At 76.5% G+C, this 16,869-nt stretch carries 16 protein-coding genes; 6 read left to right on the top strand and 10 right to left on the bottom strand.

Annotated elements, in window-relative coordinates; genetic code table 11:
• Window positions 1–3 precede the first annotated feature (3 nt).
• Window positions 4–1,614 carry a methyltransferase domain-containing protein gene (locus ACU616_RS00630; RefSeq protein ID WP_446756556.1) on the top strand — a complete coding sequence of 537 codons (1,611 nt, stop codon included), beginning with the start codon at window positions 4–6 and terminating at the stop codon, window positions 1,612–1,614.
• Here ACU616_RS00630 and ACU616_RS00625 read toward each other — a convergent pair.
• The 4 genes from ACU616_RS00625 to ACU616_RS00610 form a co-directional block, all read right to left on the bottom strand.
• Entirely contained in the window at window positions 1,581–2,369 is a 789-nt protein-coding gene (locus ACU616_RS00625; protein WP_446756555.1) for an esterase/lipase family protein, read from the bottom strand. The two genes, ACU616_RS00630 and ACU616_RS00625, sit on opposite strands and share 34 nt — an antisense overlap.
• Before the next feature lie 143 nt (window positions 2,370–2,512).
• Window positions 2,513–3,535 (bottom strand): acetamidase/formamidase family protein, encoded by a 1,023-nt coding sequence (locus ACU616_RS00620; protein WP_446756554.1) that lies wholly within the window; start codon window positions 3,533–3,535, stop codon window positions 2,513–2,515.
• On the bottom strand, window positions 3,532–5,004 hold the full coding sequence (locus tag ACU616_RS00615) for an APC family permease (protein ID WP_446756553.1): 1,473 nt from the start codon (window positions 5,002–5,004) through the stop codon (window positions 3,532–3,534). The genes ACU616_RS00620 and ACU616_RS00615 overlap by 4 nt, the downstream gene beginning before the upstream one ends.
• 80 nt (window positions 5,005–5,084) lie before the next feature.
• A complete protein-coding gene (locus ACU616_RS00610; RefSeq protein WP_446756552.1) occupies window positions 5,085–6,113 on the bottom strand; it encodes an ABC transporter substrate-binding protein in 1,029 nt (342 codons plus the stop codon).
• Window positions 6,114–6,134: 21 nt separating this feature from the next.
• On the opposite strand from ACU616_RS00610, the gene ACU616_RS00605 reads away from it, so the two are divergent.
• A complete protein-coding gene (locus ACU616_RS00605) occupies window positions 6,135–6,590 on the top strand; it encodes a MarR family winged helix-turn-helix transcriptional regulator (RefSeq protein WP_446756551.1) in 456 nt (151 codons plus the stop codon).
• A 95-nt stretch (window positions 6,591–6,685) separates the two neighbouring features.
• Here the strand turns inward: ACU616_RS00605 and ACU616_RS00600 are convergent, their stop codons facing one another.
• Together ACU616_RS00600 and ACU616_RS00595 are read right to left on the bottom strand one after the other, a co-directional pair.
• Complete coding sequence (locus ACU616_RS00600; RefSeq protein WP_446756550.1) at window positions 6,686–6,991, bottom strand: hypothetical protein; 306 nt, start codon at window positions 6,989–6,991, stop codon at window positions 6,686–6,688.
• Between the two features lie 186 nt (window positions 6,992–7,177).
• Window positions 7,178–7,756, bottom strand: a complete 579-nt coding sequence (locus ACU616_RS00595; protein WP_446756549.1) for a hemerythrin domain-containing protein — start codon at window positions 7,754–7,756, stop codon at window positions 7,178–7,180.
• Window positions 7,757–7,886: 130 nt separating this feature from the next.
• Between ACU616_RS00595 and ACU616_RS00590 the strand changes: the two genes are divergently transcribed.
• Window positions 7,887–8,153, top strand: a complete 267-nt coding sequence (locus ACU616_RS00590; RefSeq protein ID WP_446756548.1) for a hypothetical protein — start codon at window positions 7,887–7,889, stop codon at window positions 8,151–8,153.
• 39 nt (window positions 8,154–8,192) lie between these two features.
• Here the strand turns inward: ACU616_RS00590 and ACU616_RS00585 are convergent, their stop codons facing one another.
• On the bottom strand, window positions 8,193–9,374 hold the full coding sequence (locus ACU616_RS00585; protein ID WP_446756547.1) for an acyl-CoA dehydrogenase family protein: 1,182 nt from the start codon (window positions 9,372–9,374) through the stop codon (window positions 8,193–8,195).
• A gap of 38 nt (window positions 9,375–9,412) precedes the next feature.
• Here ACU616_RS00585 and ACU616_RS00580 point away from each other — a divergent pair, with 38 nt between their 5' ends.
• Window positions 9,413–10,549: a glycerate kinase gene (locus tag ACU616_RS00580; RefSeq protein WP_446756546.1), complete on the top strand. Its 1,137-nt coding sequence runs from the start codon at window positions 9,413–9,415 to the stop codon at window positions 10,547–10,549.
• Here ACU616_RS00580 and ACU616_RS00575 read toward each other — a convergent pair.
• On the bottom strand, window positions 10,522–11,028 hold the full coding sequence (locus ACU616_RS00575) for a mycothiol transferase (RefSeq protein WP_446756545.1): 507 nt from the start codon (window positions 11,026–11,028) through the stop codon (window positions 10,522–10,524). The genes ACU616_RS00580 and ACU616_RS00575 overlap by 28 nt on opposite strands.
• 96 nt (window positions 11,029–11,124) lie before the next feature.
• Here ACU616_RS00575 and ACU616_RS00570 point away from each other — a divergent pair, with 96 nt between their 5' ends.
• The gene (locus ACU616_RS00570; RefSeq protein WP_446756544.1) at window positions 11,125–12,156 is read left to right on the top strand and encodes an ion channel; all 1,032 of its coding nucleotides are present in this window, start codon (window positions 11,125–11,127) and stop codon (window positions 12,154–12,156) included.
• Between the two features lie 4 nt (window positions 12,157–12,160).
• On the opposite strand, the gene ACU616_RS00565 is transcribed toward ACU616_RS00570, so the two are convergent.
• The gene (locus tag ACU616_RS00565) at window positions 12,161–13,501 is read right to left on the bottom strand and encodes a serine/threonine-protein kinase (protein WP_446756543.1); all 1,341 of its coding nucleotides are present in this window, start codon (window positions 13,499–13,501) and stop codon (window positions 12,161–12,163) included.
• Window positions 13,502–13,542: 41 nt separating this feature from the next.
• Window positions 13,543–13,671, bottom strand: a complete 129-nt coding sequence (locus ACU616_RS00560) for a hypothetical protein (protein WP_446756542.1) — start codon at window positions 13,669–13,671, stop codon at window positions 13,543–13,545.
• A 53-nt stretch (window positions 13,672–13,724) separates the two neighbouring features.
• Between ACU616_RS00560 and ACU616_RS00555 the strand changes: the two genes are divergently transcribed.
• Window positions 13,725–16,868 carry a carboxyl transferase domain-containing protein gene (locus ACU616_RS00555; protein WP_446756541.1) on the top strand — a complete coding sequence of 1,048 codons (3,144 nt, stop codon included), beginning with the start codon at window positions 13,725–13,727 and terminating at the stop codon, window positions 16,866–16,868.
• Window position 16,869 lies beyond the last annotated feature (1 nt).

Below are 16,869 nucleotides of genomic sequence, written 5' to 3'. Positions count from 1 at the left end.
GGCATGGACGAGACGATGCACGAGACGTACGACGTGGTGGTCGTCGGCGGGGGAGCGGCCGGCCTGTCCGGGGCGCTGACGCTGGCCCGGGCGCGGCGGTCGGTGGCGGTGGTGGACGACGGGACGCCGCGCAACGCACCGGCGCACGCCATGCACAACTACCTGGGCCGCGACGGCACCCCGCCGGCCGAGCTGCTCGCCGCCGGGCGCGCCGAGGTCGCCGGCTACGGCGGCGTGCTGGTCGAGGACCGGGTGACCGGTGTCGGCGGCGAGGCGGGCGCCTTCACCGTGGCGCTCGCCGGCGGCCGGGTGCTCGGCGCGCGCCGGCTGCTCGTGGCCACCGGGCTCACCGACGAGCTGCCCGACGTGCCGGGCGTGCGGGAGCTGTGGGGCACCGACGTCCTGCACTGCCCGTACTGCCACGGCTGGGAGGTGCGCGACCGGCCGATCGGGGTGCTGGCCACCGGGCCGGCGGCCGTGCACGCCGCGCTGCTGTGGCGGCAGTGGACCGCCGACGTCGTGCTCTTCCTGCACGGCACGACGCTGCCCGGCGAGGAGGCCGAGCAGCTGGCCGCCCGGGGGATCCGGACGGTCCCCGGCGAGGTGGCCGCGCTCGACACCGACGGCGGGCGGCTCTCCGGCGTCCGGCTGGCGAGCGGCGAGGTCGTGCCCCGGGCGGCGGTCGTCGTCCCGCCGCGGATGGCGGCCCGCTCGACCGTGCTGAGCGGGCTGGGCCTGGCCGCGACCGAGTTCGCCATGGGCGAGCGCGTGCTCGGCACCCGTGTCGAGGCCGGGCCGATGGGCGTCACCGAGGTGCCCGGCGTCTGGGTGGCGGGGAACGTCACCGACCTGGCCGCCCAGGTGGTGGCCGCCGCGGCCGACGGCGTGCGGGCCGGTGCGGCGATCAACGCCGACCTGGTCGCCGAGGAGACGCGGCAGGCGGTCGAGGTGGTCCGCGCGCTGACCGACCCGGAGTTCGGTGAGGCGTGGTGGGAGGAGCGCTACCGCGCGCACGGGCACGGCGTCTGGAGCGGCCGGGTCAACGACGTGCTGGCCACCGAGGTCGCGGACCTGCCGCCGGGCCGGGCCCTGGACGCCGGCGCCGGCGAGGGCGGCGACGCCGTCTGGCTGGCCCGGCGCGGCTGGGACGTCACCGCGCTCGACGTCTCCCGCACGGCGCTCGAGCGGGCCGCCGCGGCGGCCGCGGCCGCCGGCGTGCGGCTGGAGACCCGGCAGGCGGACGTCACCGCGTGGGAGCCGGGCGAGGAGCGCTTCGACCTGGTGACGGCGTCGTTCCTGCACTTCCTGCCCGACCGCCGCGACGACGTGCTGCGGACGCTGGCCGCGGCGGTCGCGCCCGGTGGCACGCTGCTCGTCACCGCGCACGACGGCAGCGACCTGCAGGGCCCCGTGCAGCGGCCGGGCCTGCCCGAGTGGTACGCCACCGGCGAGCAGATGGCCGCCGTCCTCGACCCCGCCGACTGGGCCATCGAGGTGGCGGGGTCCCGTCCCCGGCCGGTCCGCGGTCACGAGCACGGGTCGGTGCACGTGGCCGACGCCGTGCTGCGGGCGCGGCGCCGTCAGCCGGTCGCGTCGTCGTCCTCCCGCGGGTAGAGGAACCGCAGCCGGGCCGGCGGCTGGAACGGCCGCCAGCCCTCGCGGGTCTGGGCCAGCCGGTCGGCCGCCAGCCAGAGCACCGCCGGGTCGTGGCCCATGCCGAGGTGGCTGGCGTGCACGCCGACGTTCTCCGCGCGCGGGCCGGGCGCCTGCCGGCAGGCCCGCCAGTCGACGACGCCGTCCCAGCGCGACCAGACGGCGGTGCTCGGCACCGGGAGGGGCCCGGCGAGGTCGCCGCGCCCGCGCGGCACGGCGTGCAGGTGCCGGTAGCGGTCGTACGCGCGGGCCCCGGGCGTGCCGTCGGCGGGGCGACCGGCGAGGGCGAACGGGGAGCCCAGGCTGATCACCTGGCGGACCAGCCGGGGCACCCGCAGCGCCAGCCGGCGGGCGTAGATGCCGCCGAGGCTCTGCCCGATGACGCTCACCGGACCGGAGTGCTGCTCGGCCAGCCGCTCGAGCAGCCGCGGCAGCTCGTCGGTGATCTCCTTCGTCGGGCCGCGGTTGCGCCCGAGCTCCCAGCCGACGACCGGGTAGCCCAGGCCGCGCAGCCAGCGGCGGAGGGTGAGGGTGGAGACGTCGGAGGCGAACAGCCCCGGCAGCACCAGCACCCCGTGCGGCTCACCGCGCGGGGCGCCGCGCAGCAGCGGCCAGCCCAGGGCCAAGGCGCCGGCGCTGGCCGCGGCCCGCACCGGCTCGGTGGCGGCGAGCAGGGCGGCCCGGCGGCCGGGCGGGAGTCCGGGGGACGGGGTCACGAGGTCTCCTCCGAGGCGGGGCGGTGCACCGGACATCCCTACCCGCCCGGACGCCCGCGGACGCCGTCCACGACGCGGCACACGCCCCCGGATCCGGCGCCCGTCCCGGCGTCCCCTCCGGACGCCGGGACGGGCGCCGGGCCTCAGCGCTGGGCCAGGTAGGCGGCGGCCGTCCCGCGCAGCCGCTCGTGCACGCCGTCGTGCGCGGCGGCGCCCGGGACGAACCGCTTGGCCAGCTTGGCGACCATCGTGTAGTTCGTGTCGACGACGTTGCCCGTCGGCGCGAGCCCGGCCTGGCTGACCAGCTGGTAGGCGTCGAGCCGGTCCCAGCCGGCCAGCTCCGCGACCCAGGTGACCAGGTCGTGCTGGCTGACCCGGTAGGCGTCCTCCAGCGGCCGGGTCGAGCCGGTCGACATGAGGTGCCCGTCGGTCTCCAGCCGCGGCCAGGCCGGCGCCCCGCCCTTGACCAGGTCCACGACGACGACGGTGCGCATGGCCGCCTCGACCGCCGTCCCGCACACCTCGCCCTCGCCCTGCCGGCAGTGCCCGTCACCGATCGACAGCTGCCCGCCGGGCACGTGGACGCCGAAGTACGCGGTCGTGCCCGCGCGCACCTCCGGGGTGTCCATGTTCCCGCCGTGCGCGCCCGGCGTGATGCTGGCGAACACCTCCCCGGCCGCCGGGGCGACGCCGATCGTGCCGTGCATCGGGTCGAGCGGGAGCTCCACCTCCGGGCCGCCGCGGCGCGGGCGGAACAGGCACGTGCCGCGGTCGCGGTCGACCTCGTAGAGCCAGACGAGCTCCTCGAGCGGGTCGTGCAGCATCGCCGTCGCGTGCGTGGTGGTCAGCGCGCGGAAGTGCGGGAACGTGCTCGACACCGCCCAGTCGCGCACCGGCGCGATGTCGACCAGGTGCACTGCGAGGGTGTCACCGGGCTCGGCGCCCTCGACGGCGATCGGTCCGGTGACCGGGTTGAGGAACGGGAAGTCGCACACCTGGCTGGGCAGGTCGTCGACGCCGTGCACCTTGCCGTCGTAGCAGTCCTCGGTGGTCAGCTCGACCACGGTGCCCGGCGCGACGGTCAGCAGCGGCTCGCCGCCGCCGAACGAGTACCGCCACTGCTCGGCGGTCGGCTCCAGGGAGACGACCTCGAGCGAGGCGGTCACAGCGACTCCTCCGCCCGGATCTCGGGCCTGCGGCCGGTGGCCACCAGGACGGCCATGAGCACCAGGCCGACCACCGCCCAGACGAGCCCCACCGTCTGGGCGGCGAGCTGGGCGTTGACGATGACGTAGAACAGGATCACGAAGCCGACGACCGGCACGACCAGGTGCAGCCACCAGTTGCGGCTCCGCAGGCGGACGACGAAGTGCACGACCACCGACACGTGCAGCAGCAGGAAGGCCGTCAGCGCGCCGAAGTTGACCAGCGTCGAGAGCGTCGGGACGCCGTAGTCGTCGCGGCTGGTCATGTAGAGGCCCAGCACGAGGGAGACGGCCGCGACCAGCAGCGTGGCGTTGACCGGCACCCGCCGGGTCGGGTGGACCTTGCGCAGGAAGCCGGGCAGCTGGCGGTCGCGGGCCATGGCGAACAGCAGGCGCGAGGTGGCCGCCTGGGCCACCAGCGAGTTGGCGAAGCCCCACGCCACCGCCGTCGCCACCGCGGTGAGCGTCGACAGCCACGCCCCGCCGGCGACCGCGGCGGCGTCGTAGAACGCCGTCCCGGCGGCGTCGCCCTCGGCGATCAGCGTGTCGGGGTCGGGCACCAGCAGCGCCGCGACCCAGGTCTGCACGATGAACAGCGTCCCGGCCAGCGCCAGGGCGGCGATCATCGCCTTGCCGATCGAGCGCGCGGACTCGCGGTTCTCCTCGGCGAGGGTGGAGATGCCGTCGAAGCCGAGGAAGCTCAGCACCGCGATCGACACCGCGCCGAACACCAGCCCCAGCGAGAACGTGTCGCTGTCGTAGATCGGCGAGAAGTCGAAGCCGCGGCCCTCCCCGGAGGCCAGCGCCACGATGCCGACGACGAGGAAGACGGCCAGCACGACCAGCTCGGCGATGAGCATGATCTTGTTGACCCGGGCGGTGAACTCGATGCCGAGGTAGTTGACGACGGTGTTGAGGACGACGAAGCCGACCAGCCACACCCACACGGGGACCGCCGGGACGATCGAGTTCATCGCGATGGCGGCGATGAGGTAGAGCAGCGCCGGGATGAGCACGTAGTCGAGCAGGATCATCCAGCCGGCGATGAAGCCGAACGGCTGGGCGATGCCGCGCCCGGCGTAGGTGTAGACCGAGCCGGCCATCGGGAAGGCGCGCGACATCTGCGAGTACGAGGCCGCGGTGAACGCCATGGCCAGCCCGCCGGTCGCGTAGGCGAGGGCGACCATGCCGCCGGAGCCCTGGAAGACGCTGCCGAAGATGCCGAACGGCGCGATCGGCACCATGAAGACCAGGCCGTAGACGAGCAGGTCGGTGAAGCTCAGCGACCGCTTGAGCTCCTGGCGGTAGCCGAACTCCTCCACGCCCGACTCGTGCGTGCCGGCGGCACCGGCCGCCGGGACCGCGCCGGCTGCGCCGCCCGGTGTCTGGTTCGTCGTCCGCGCGGACGAGGTGGTGCGGGGGTCGCTCACGACTCCTCCTCTCGGCCGGCTCGGGGGCCGGACGCGGGGAAGGGTAGGCCGCGGTCGTTTCCAGGTGGAAGGACCCCCGGTCAGCCGACCTGCCGCAGCACCAGCCCGTCGGCGCGGGCAAGCCGCGCCCCTGCCCGCGGGACGCGCCCGACGTCCCCCGCCAGCAGGCCGGCGGCCACCCGGACGCCGTCGTGGACGCCGCGCGCGTAGGCGCAGACCACCGGCGCGGTCGGGCCGGCGGAGGAGGCCAGCCGCTCCTGCAGCGCGAGCTGGCCGTCGTCGGTGGTGGTGCCGTCGGAGGCGGCGGCGGCGAAGGAGGGCATGCACGCGTACAGCTCGCCGGTGTCGTCGCCGCCGACGGCGTACAGGCCGTTCTCCTCCAGCGCCCCGGAGAGCCGGACGACGCGGCGGTCGAGGCCGGCGCGGGTGAAGGCGCGGTTGAACGCGACCAGGTCGCGGCCGACCAGGCTGAGCAGGACGGCGTCGGCGCGGGTCCTCCGGACGAGGTCGAGGGCCGGACCGAGGTCGGTCGGGCCAAAGGGCACCAGCAGCTCGCCGACGACGTCGGCACCGAGGTCGCGCAGGACGGTCCGGGCGGACCGGTGCACCGCCTGCGGCCAGACGTAGTCCGTGCCGAGCAGCAGCCAGCGGCGGGCGCGGCGGTGCCGGACCAACCAGGCCAGCGCGGCGGCGTGCTGGCCGAGCGGGGAGGAGCCGATCCGCAGGGCACCGCGGGTGGCGCGGCCGCCCTCGTGCGGCGGGGTGTACACGTACCGGGTGCCGCCGGCCAGCGTGGTGGCCACGGCGCGGGACACGTCGCTGGTGGAGAAGCCGACGACCACGTCGACGGCGCCGGTCGACCGCAGCGCGGCCACCTCGGCGGCCACCTCGGCGGGACGGCGCCCGGCGTCCACGGTGACCAGCTCGACGCCGCGGCCGCGGACGCCCCCGGCCTCGTCGACCTCCTCCGCGGCGAGCGTCAGCGCGGAGGGCGCGGTCAGGGCGAGGGGACCCGACAGCGGGAGCGCCAGCCCGATGCGGACGACGTCGCGGGCGCGGCCGGTGAGGGTGGCCTCCCAGGCGTCCATCGGGACGGTCGATCGGGGCACGCGCCTGAGTATGGTGCGGCCATGCCGGTCGAGCAGGAGGCCGCAGGGGCCGCGGACGCGACGGTCGCGCCCGCGCTCGTCGAACTGCTCGCCCTCGTGTCGCGCCGGGTGTCCCGCGGGGTCGCCACCGTGCTGGCCGAGGACGGCGCGACGCTCGACACCTTCCGGGTGATGCGCGCGCTGACCGCCGGACCCGGGTGCTCGATGGGCGAGCTGTCATCCGCGCTGTGCCTGCCCGCGCCGACCGCGACCCGGCTGGTCGACGGCCTGGTCGACGCCGCCCTGGCCTACCGCCTGCCCGACCCCGGAGACGGGCGGCGGGTGCGCGTGCACCTCTCCGACCGCGGCCGCGTCCGGCTGGCGCGGCTCGAGGCGCTGGTGCGGGCGCACGAGTCGGCGCTGGCCGGCGAGCTGGGCACCGAGCGGGTCACCGCGCTGGTCGGCGCGCTCACCGACCTCACCGACCGACCTCGCTGACCCTCACCGCTCCCAGGCTCCGGCGGGACCCCGCAGGCAGGCCGCAGGAGACGCCGTCCCACGCTGTCGGCACCCGGGCGGCCGGCGGGCGCCCGTCAGTCGGTGGGCGGCAGGACCCGGGGGAGGAAGACCTCGTCGATCGGGCGCGGGCCGACGTACTGCCGGCAGGTGCAGGGCACCCACGAGTGCCCGGACCAGCGGCCGCGCTTGTCGTAGGTGTCGCGGCGCAGCTCGGCGTAGCAGGTGTTGGTGCCGGTGTCGTGCTGGCTCAGGGTGTGCCCGCAACCGCACAGCGGGGTGGGGTTCGGCGGCGGTCCCGCGGGACGGCGCCGCCCGAGCCGGCCGGCCACGAACCCGACCGCCAGCAGTGCCGCGCCGATCACCAGGCTGACAGGTTCCACCGTCCGAGCTCCTCCCGCTCCGCTGCCCTGTCGACGGTAACGCCGGCAGGGCAGCGGAGGTGCCGAGGCAGCGCCGGCGGCCTCCCGGACGACGGCGGTCCGCCCCGCCCGAGCCCTCCCGGGGTGTTCCCCGACCCGTCGGGGCGCTGCAGGAATCCAGGAGGGCGAGGAACACCCCGGGAGCGGTCAGGTGTCCTGCTTGCCCCGCCCGCTGACGGCGTCGCGCAGGTGGTCGACCAGTGCCGCGACCGGGCCGAGCGCCGTCCGGATGCCGCCCTCGTTGGGCACCATCGGGTGCGGCCGGGTCGGCGCGATCGCCTTGATCCGCTCGACCTGCCGGGCCATCTCCACGAGCTGGTCGTGGGTGAACTGCGCCTTGAGCTCGGTGAACATCCGCCCCTCCTCGTGCTCGACGTGGGAGCGGATCTCGTGCACCAGCGTCCGGATCTCCGCGTCGTACTGCTCGTCGGAGGGGTCCAGGCGCTCGAGGCGCTTCATCGTCTCCTCGGCCTGCGCGTGGTCGTGCTTGGCGTGCTCGGCCTCCTCGGCGTCGACCTCGGCCTGCACCCGCGGGTAGACCTGCGTCTCCTCGGCGACGGAGTGCTTGACCAGGCCGATGCTGACCTCGTCGACGAGCGCCCGCTTGCGGGCCAGCTCGTCCTCACCGGTCCGGCCGAGCAGCCCCTCCAGCTCGGTGAAGATGCGGTCGAACTCGCGGTGGTCGGCGCTGAGCAGTTCCACCACGTCGCGTTCGGTCTGGGTCACGGGGTGCCTCCTGGCGGGGGATCGGGCCCGGTGACCTACCCCGTCGGGGGTCGGCAGCACCGCCGCGGACGGTTCCGTTTCCCCTGATCAGGGGTGGTTCGCCGACTGTGGCGGAGGGCACACTGGACGCGTGGAGTCCTACGCGGTCGGGTTCGCCCGGCCTGACCGGTGGTCGCGGGGGCGTCCGGCCGCAGACGGCCACCCGTGGCACGCCGTCGAGTCCCACCGTCCCTCCGCCGAGCTCGACGGGGAGGTGGAACTGGCCCTGTGCGGCGCCATCGTCCAGGTCCGGGGGTCCCAGCAGTGGGAGCGCGTCGGTGCCGGAGGCACCGGCTGCCCCGAGTGCCGCCGCCTCTCCGGGCTGGCGCTCACCGCGCCGCTGCGGCAGGCCGGCTGAGCGGCAGGGGCCGGCGGGCCGGCGGCGCGGCCGGGAGCCTCAGCGGCGGCGGCCGCTGATGGCCGACAGGCCGGTGATCTCCCGGCCGACGATCAGCGCCTGCACGTGGTCGGTGCCCTCGAAGGTGTAGATCGCCTCGATGTCGGCGTGGTGCCGGGCGATGTGGTGCTCGAGCAGGATCCCGTCACCGCCGAACAGGTCGCGGGCGTCGGCCGCGATCTGCCGCGCGGTCGCGCAGCAGTGCCGTTTGGCCAGCGACGCCATCGCCGCGGTCATCCGGCCGGAGTCGGCCAGGCTCGACAGCCGCCAGCACATCAGCTGCATGCCGGTGATCTCGGCGAGCATCCGCGCGAGCTTCTCCTGCACCAGCTGGTAGCCGGCGATCGGCTGGCCGAACTGCTCCCGCCGCAGGCAGTGCGCCAGCGCGAGCTCGTAGGCGCCGGTGGCCAGGCCCAGGGCGCGCCAGGCGACCGTGTAGCGGGTGCGGTCGAGGATGGTGGAGACGTCCTTGAACGACCGGCAGTTCGCCAGCTTGTTCTCCGCCGGCACGCGGGCGCCCTCGAGGGTGATCTCGGCCTGCCACACCGCCCGCAGCGCCGTCTTGCCGGTCATCCTGCGCGCGGTGAACCCGGGCGTGCCCTTCTCGACGACGTAGCCGCCGACCTGCCCGTCCTCGCCCCGGGCCCAGACGATGACGTGGTCGGCGATGGTGCCGTTGCCGATCCACTTCTTCGCGCCGTCGAGGACGTAGGAGTCACCGTCGCGGCGGGCGCTGGTCTCCAGGGCGACGGCGTCGGAGCCGTGCGAGGGCTCGGTGAGCCCGAACGCGCCGATCTCCTCCATCCGGGCCATCGGCGGGAGGAACCGCTCGCGCTGCTCCTCCGAGCCCAGCAGCGCGATCGACTGCATGGCCAGGAAGCTGTGCACGCCGTTGAAGGTGCCGATGCTGCCGTCGGCGCGGGCCAGCTCGGCAGCCACCAGCCCGGCGGAGACCGCGCTCATCCCCGGCGACCCGTAGCCCTCGATGGTGCCGCCGGCGATGCCCAGCTCGGCGAAGCCGGGCACCAGCTCGAACGGGAACTCGGCGCGCTCCCAGTAGTCGTTGATCCTCGGCAGGACCTCCGTGTCGCACCACGAGCGCACCCGGTCGCGGATCGTGACCTCCTCGGGCGTGAGCAGCTCCTCGAGGGCGTAGAAGTCGGTCAGCGACGGCTCGGCCACGGCGCGACGCTACGCGCGGGTGCGGCATGCTGCCGGGCGTGCGGATCGTGATCGCCCCCGACTCCTTCAAGGGCTCCCTGGCCGCCGCGGACGCCGCCGAGGCGGTCGCCCGCGGTCTGCTGCGCGAGCGTCCCGGCGCCGAGGTGCTGCTGCGGCCGATGGCCGACGGCGGCGAGGGCACGGTGGCCGCCGCCCTGCGCGCCGGTTACGGCGAGCGGACGGCGACGGTCACCGGTCCCGACGGCCGCCCGGTGGAGGCCGTCTTCGCCGTCGACGGGACGACGGCGGTGCTGGAGATGGCCGCCGCCGCCGGGCTGGGCCTGCTCGAGGAGCTCGCGCCGACCACCGCCACCACCCGCGGCGTCGGTGAGCTGCTGCTGGCCGCGCTCGACGCCGGCGCCACCCGCGTGGTCATCGGGCTCGGCGGCAGCGCCACCACCGACGGCGGCGCCGGCCTGCTGCAGGCCCTCGGGGTCCGCCTGCTCGACGCCGACGGCCGCGACGTGCCGCCCGGCGGGGCCGGCCTGGCCCGCCTCGACCGCATCGACGCCGGCGCCCGCGACCCCCGGCTCGACGGTCTCGAGGTGCAGGTGGCCACCGACGTCGACAACCCGCTGACCGGGCCGGTCGGCGCCGCTGCCGTGTACGGCCCGCAGAAGGGCGCCACCCCCGGGCAGGTCGCCGAGCTCGACGCCGCGCTGGCCCGCTTCGCCGCCGTCGTGCGGCGCGACCTCGGGGTCGAGCTGGAGGGGATCCCGGCGATGGGCGCGGCCGGGGGCACCACCGCCGGGATCGCCGCCGTCCTCACCTCGTCGGTGTCGAGCGGGGCCGAGCTGGTGGCCGACCTCGTCGGGCTCGACGACGCGCTGGCCGGTGCCGACCTCGCGGTGACCGGGGAGGGGAGCCTCGACTCCCAGACCCTGCGCGGCAAGGCGCCCGCGGTGGTGCTGGCCCGGGCCCGCGCGGCCGGCGTCCCCTGCGTCGGGCTGGCCGGGCGCGTGCAGCTGGGCGCCGCCGAGCTGCGGGAGGCCGGGTTCGCCGGCGCCGGCGCGCTCACCGACGTCGAGCCCGACGTCACCCGCTGCATGGCCGAGCCCGGGCCGGTGCTCACCGAGCTCGCCGCCCGGGTGCTGCCCGCGCACCTGCCTCAGGCGCCGAGCAGCCCCCGCACGTAGGCCGCCTGGCCGGCGTGCTGCAGGTCGTCGGAGAGCACGCTGACCAGCCGGACGCCGAGGGTCACCGGCGGGTCCCACCGCTCGTCGACGACGCGGTCGAGGTCGTCGTCGGACAGCCCGCCGAGGAACTCGCGGCTGCGGGCGAGCACCGCGTCGGCGTACTCCAGCAGCAGGTCGGCCGAGGGCACCCGCACCGCGGCGACCTCCTCCGACGACATCCCGTAGCCGGTGGCGGCGTCGCCGACGGGGAGGGCGAAGCGGCCGGCGAAGCCCTGCGCCGTCCACACCTGCCCGGTGCCGGCGACCTCGGCGAGGTGGTCGTCCTGCACCCGCAGCGCGTGCCAGGCCAGCCAGCCGATCGGGTTGGCGTCCGGGCCGGGCCGCTGCGCCAGCTTGTCGGGGGACAGACCCTCCACGGCGGCGCGCAGGGTCTCGCCGATCTGCGAGTAGGCGTAGGTGAGGAGGTCGCGGCTGCGCATGCCCGAGCCGCTACCCGTCGCGCTCTCGGGGGACTCCCCGCGGCGGCGGGCGACGGTAGGTTGCGGTGTCCGCCGCGCCGTCGAGGGAGTCCCGCGTTGCCGTTCTCCCTGTTCTGGCTGCTGCGCACCGTGCGGCTCCGGCTGCGCGGCTGGCGGCTGCCGCTGGCGGTGGCCGTGCTGGTGTTCCTCACCAGCTGGGCGGCGATGGCGCTGGTCGAGCCGGCCGGCAGCGAGATCGTCGCCCCGGCCACCTACTGGTGGTACTTCGTCGTCACCGCCGCCACGGTGGGCTACGGCGACGTCTTCCCCGTGAGCCTCGGCGGCCACGTCGTCGGCGCCTACGTGATCGTCGGCGGCATCGTCACGCTGACGCTGCTGTTCACCGAGCTGGCCACCGCCCTGCAGACCGTGCGGGGCAGGCGGCTGAGAGGAGTGGTGGCCCTGGACCTCCGCGACCACGTCGTCGTCCTGGGCTACACGCCCGGGCGGACCGAGCGGATCGTCGCCGAGCTGTGCGTCGAGCCGGGCACCCGGATCGCGCTGTGCGCCTGGGACGACGTGGCGGTCGACCCGATGCCCGAGCGGGCGCAGGTGTCCTTCGTGCGGGGCGACCTCACCCACGCCGACGTCATGGTCCGCGCCCGGGTGGACCGCGCCCGGACGGCGGTGATCGACGGCCGCGACGACAACGAGACGCTGGCGATCGCGGTCGCCGTCGACCACGCCAACCCGCGCGTGCACATGGTCGCCGCCGTCCGCGACCTCGGCCGGCGCGACAGCCTGCGCTACGTCAACGCCGGCGTGCAGGTGGTGCAGTGGCACGTGCCGTTCCTGCTGTCGGAGGAGGCGGCCGACCCGGGCCTGACCCAGGTCTACAACGAGCTCATGACCGCCGGCGGGCACGGCAACACCTACTCGGTGCGGGTGCCGCACGGCCTGCCCCACCGCACGTTCGGCGAGTGCCAGACCGCCTTCGGCCGCGACCACGGCGCCACGGTGCTGGCGCTGCGCACCGGGGAGGGCCTGCAGGTCAGCCCGCGGTGGGACACGCCCGTCCCCGAGGGCGCGACGCTGTACTACGTCGCGGGGGAGCGCCTCGACCCCGCGCTGCTGACCGGCCGGCGCTGACCGCTCAGAGGGCGCCGAAGGCCCGCGCGAGCAGCACGACCATGCCGCTGACGGCGGCCAGCACGACCAGGACGGTGACCAGGACCGGGACGACGACCCACCGGCGCTTGAACCGCCACCGGCGCCGGGCCAGGCCGGCCGACCGCGGCGGGGAGGTGACCACGCGCGACGGTGCGGCGGGCGGTGCCTGCGGGGACGGTGCCTGTGAGCGCGGTGCCTGCGGGGGCGGTGCCTGCGGGGGCGGAGCCGCGCCCCCGGCCCGCCGGCGTCCCGGTCGCCCCTCGCGCTCCCGGAGCTCCCGGAGCTCCTTGTGCTCCTTGCGCTCGCGGCGCTTGTCGGCCAGGTAGCGCGCCTGCTCGCGCGCGTCCCGGGCGACCGTGCCGATCACCGAGGCCAGCGCGCGCAGGTCGTCGGCGTCGAAGCGCTCCACCCGCCCGCCGAGCGCGGCCCCGTCCTGGGAGACGGCGGTGTCGTCGGTGTCGCCGGTGTCCGGCGGCGCCCACGCGGTGCCGGGCTCGCTGCCGGAGAGGGCGCGCCGGAGTTCCCGGCGGGCCGCCGCGACGTCCATCCGCGCGGCGGGGTCCTTGGTGAGCAGGCCGCGCAGCACCGGCTCCAGCGGCCCGGCGTGCTCGACCGGCGCGGGGTCGTCGGAGACGACGGCGAAGAGGGTGGCCATCGGCTCGGTGCGCTCGAAGGCCAGCCGGCCCTCGACGGCGGTGTAGAGCGTCGCCCCCAGCGACCACAGGTCGGCCGCGGGGCCGGCCTCCTCGCCGCGGGCGCGCTCAGGGGCCATGAACGGCGGCGAGCCGATGATGGCCCCGGCCGTGGTGATCGACGGGTCGCCGGTGGCGACCGCGATGCCGAAGTCGGTCAGGTGGGCGGCGCAGTCGCGGCCGACCAGGACGTTGCCCGGCTTCACGTCGCGGTGCACGATGCCGACCTCGTGGGCGGCCTCCAGCGCGCCGAGCACGTCGAGCCCGATGCGGGCGACGGTCGTCCAGGGCAGGGGCCCGTGCTGCTGCACCACCTCCTGCAGGCTGCGCGCGTCGACGTGCTCCATGACCAGCCAGGGCCGGCCGTCCTCCTCGACGACGTCGTAGAGCGTCGTGACGTTGGGGTGCACCAGGCGCGCCGCGGTCCGGGCCTCGCGCAGCGTCCGGCGGCGCAGCGCGTCGCGCTCCTCGTCGCTCAGGTGAGCCGGGAACACGACCTCCTTGAGCGCGACCGGGCGGTTCAGCACCTGGTCGGTGGCCCGCCACACGACACCCATGCCACCGCGGCCGAGGACCCCGCTGACGACGTAGCGCCCGGCGACCAGCCGCCCGAGACCCGCTTCTGCGGACATGGGCGGCACAGTACGCCCGGAGCCTGGCCGGTGCGCCTGTCTCACGCCGGGTTGGTCGGGGCCTCCGGGTCGCTCTGCTCCTCGAGGTCGGCGGCGGTGCGCTCGTCGGCCATCTCCAGGGCGATGTCGCGCGGCTGCGGGGTCTCCGGCTCGGGCTGCGGCGTCGTCATGTCCGACAGCCTGCTCCGGATCGGCCTGCGTCGCTCCCTAGACTCCGGCGCCGATGACGATCACCCGGCTGCTGGTCGCCAACCGCGGCGACGTCGCCGTCCGCGTCCTGCGCACCGCAGCCGCCCTGGGCCTGTCCACCGTCGCGGTCGCCCCCGAGGACGACGCCGCCGCCCTGCACGTGCGCCGGGCCGACGACTCCGCCCGGCTCCCCGGCGCCGGGCCGGCCGCCTACCTCGACGTCGCCGCGGTGGTGGACGCCGCGGAGCGCGCCGGCGTCGACGGGCTGCACCCCGGCTGGGGCTTCCTCGCCGAGAGCCCCGAGCTCGCCCGGGCCTGCGCCGGCGCCGGGATCACCTTCGTCGGACCGGACCCGGGCGCCCTGGACCTGTTCGGGGACAAGACCCGCGCCCGCGCGCGGGCCGTCGAGCTGGGGATCCCGGTGCTCGCGGCCACCCCGGGGGACACCGACCCCGCGGAGGCCGCCCGCTTCCTCGCCGGTCTCGGGGAGGGCGCCGCGGTCATGGTCAAGGCCCGCGCCGGTGGCGGCGGCCGGGGCATGCGCCCGGTGCGCGACCCCGCGGCGCTGGCCGCGGCGCTGGAGCGCTGCCGCTCGGAGGCGGCCGCGGCCTTCGGCGACGGCGCGGTGTACGTCGAGCGGCTGCTGACCGGCGCCCGGCACGTCGAGGTGCAGGTGGCCGGCGACGGCGCGGCCGTCGTCGCCCTCGGCGACCGCGACTGCTCGCTGCAGCGGCGCCGGCAGAAGCTGGTCGAGGTCGCGCCCGCCCCGGCGCTGGACGACGCCGTCCGCGCCCGGCTGGCCGCGGCGGCCACCGCGCTGTGCGGGTCGGCGTCCTACCGCGGACTGGCCACCGTGGAGTTCCTCGTCCGCGGCGACGAGGTCGTGTTCCTCGAGGTCAACCCGCGGCTGCAGGTGGAGCACACGGTCACCGAGGAGGTCACCGGCCTGGACCTGGTCGAGGTGGCGCTCCGGCTGGCCGAGGGGGCGACGCTCGCCGAGCTGGACCTCGCCGCGCCGCCGCCTCCGCACGGGGTCGCCGTCCAGGTCCGGGTCAACGCCGAGACCCTGCTGCCCGACGGCACCGTGCAGCCGGCGGCCGGGGTGCTCGAGCGCTTCGTCCCGCCCACCGGCCGCGGCGTGCGCGTGGACACCGCCGCGGTGCCCGGCGGCGAGGTCAGCCCGCGCTACGACTCGCTGCTGGCCAAGGTCGTCGTGCACGACCGGGACCTGCCGCGGGCCCTGACCGGGGCCGGCCGGGCGCTGGCCGAGCTGGACGTCGCCGGCGTGGCCACCAACCGCGACCTGCTCGGCGCGCTGCTCGCGCTGCCGGAGGTGGCCGCCGGGCGGGCCACCACCGACCTCGTCGACGCCCGACTGGCCGAGCTCGTGCCCGACCGGCCGGTGGACGCGCTCGTCGCCGTCGACGGCGTCCTGCCGGTGACCGCGCCGCTGTCGGGGGCGGTGGTCGAGGTCGCCGCCGCCGAGGGGGACGCCGTGGCCGCCGGGGCTCCGGTGGTGGTGCTCGAGGCGATGAAGATGGAGCACGTCGTGGCCGCGCCGGCCGGCGGCGTGCTCACCGGCCTGGCGGTGCGGGTGGGGGACGTCGTCACCGCGGGAGCGGCGCTCGCCGGCGTCGTCCCCGGGGAGGGCGGCGACGCCGCCGGGGGGCCGGACGGGACCGACCTCGACGCCGTGCGCCCCGAGCTGGCCGAGCTGCGGGCGCGGCGGGCCGCGACGCTCGACGACGCCCGGCCCGAGGTGGTGGCCCGCCGGCACGCGGCCGGGCGGGCGACCGCCCGCGAGGTGGTGGCCGCGCTGGTCGACGAGGGCACCTTCGTCGAGTACGGCCAGCTCGGCCTCGCCGCCCAGCGGGCCCGCCGGTCGGTCGAGGAGCTCGTCGAGCGGACGCCGGCCGACGGGATGGTCACCGGCATCGGCGAGGTCGACGGCGTGGCCTGCGCGGTCCTCGTCTACGACTACACCGTGCTCGCCGGCACGCAGGGCCGCACCAACCACCGCAAGACCGACCGGCTGCTCGAGGTCGCCGCGCAGCGCCGGCTGCCGGTCGTGCTGGTGGCCGAGGGCGGCGGCGGGCGGCCCGGCGACACCGACGGCGGCGGCTTCTCCCGCCTCGACGTCCCGACGTTCACCACGATGGCGCGGCTGGCCGGGACGGTGCCCACGGTCGCCGTCGTCTCGGGGTACTGCTTCGCCGGCAACGCCGCGCTGGTCGGCTGCTGCGACGTCGTCGTCGCCACCGAGGACAGCAGCATCGGCATGGGCGGCCCGGCGATGATCGAGGCCGGCGGCCTGGGCGTGGTGGCACCGGAGGACGTCGGCCCGACCGCGGTGCACGCGGCCACCGGCGTCGTCGACGTCGTGGTGCCCGACGACGCGGCCGCCGTCGCCGCCGCCCGTCAGGCGCTCGGGCTGCTGGCCGGGCGGGTCGAGCCGGGGGAGTGCACCGACCAGCGGCTGCTCCGGACGGCGCTGCCGGCCAACCGGGTGCGCAGCTACGACGTGCGGCCGGTGGTGACCACGCTCGCCGACGCCGGCAGCGTGCTGGAGCTGCGCCCGGGGTTCGGCCGCGGCGTCGTCACCGCGCTGGCCCGCCTGGACGGGCGGCCGGTGGGGATCGTCGCCAACGACCCGCGGCACCTCGGCGGGGCCATCGACGGCGAGTCGGCGGACAAGGCCGCGGCGTTCCTGCGGCTGTGCTCCTCGGCCGGGTTGCCGGTGGTCTCGCTGGTCGACACACCGGGGTTCATGGTGGGACCGGAGTCGGAGCGCACCGGCACCGTGCGCCGCTTCGGCGGGCTCTACGTCGCCGGCGCGCAGCTGGGCGTGCCGCTGCTGGCGGTCGTGCTGCGCAAGGCCTACGGGCTCGGTGCCATGGCGATGCTCGGCGGCGACCTGCGTGCACCGCTGCTCACGCTGGCCTGGCCCACCGGCGAGTTCGGCCCGATGAGCCTGGAGGGCGCCATCCGGCTGGGGCACCGGCGGGAGCTCGAGGCGCTCGACCCGGAGGCCCGCGAGGCCCGGTTCGGCGAGCTGGTCGCCGCCTCCTACGCGCAGGGCAGGGCGCTCAACGTCGCCTCCGCCTTCGAGGTCGACGACGTCGTCGACCCCGCGGACACCCGGGCGGTGCTGGTGCGTGCGCTGGCCGGGTTGGCGTGAT

This window comes from Geodermatophilus sp. URMC 62 (genome assembly GCF_052931475.1).
The sequence above is the reverse complement of the archived record's forward strand: the minus strand, read 5'-3'. Positions and strand labels throughout refer to the sequence as shown.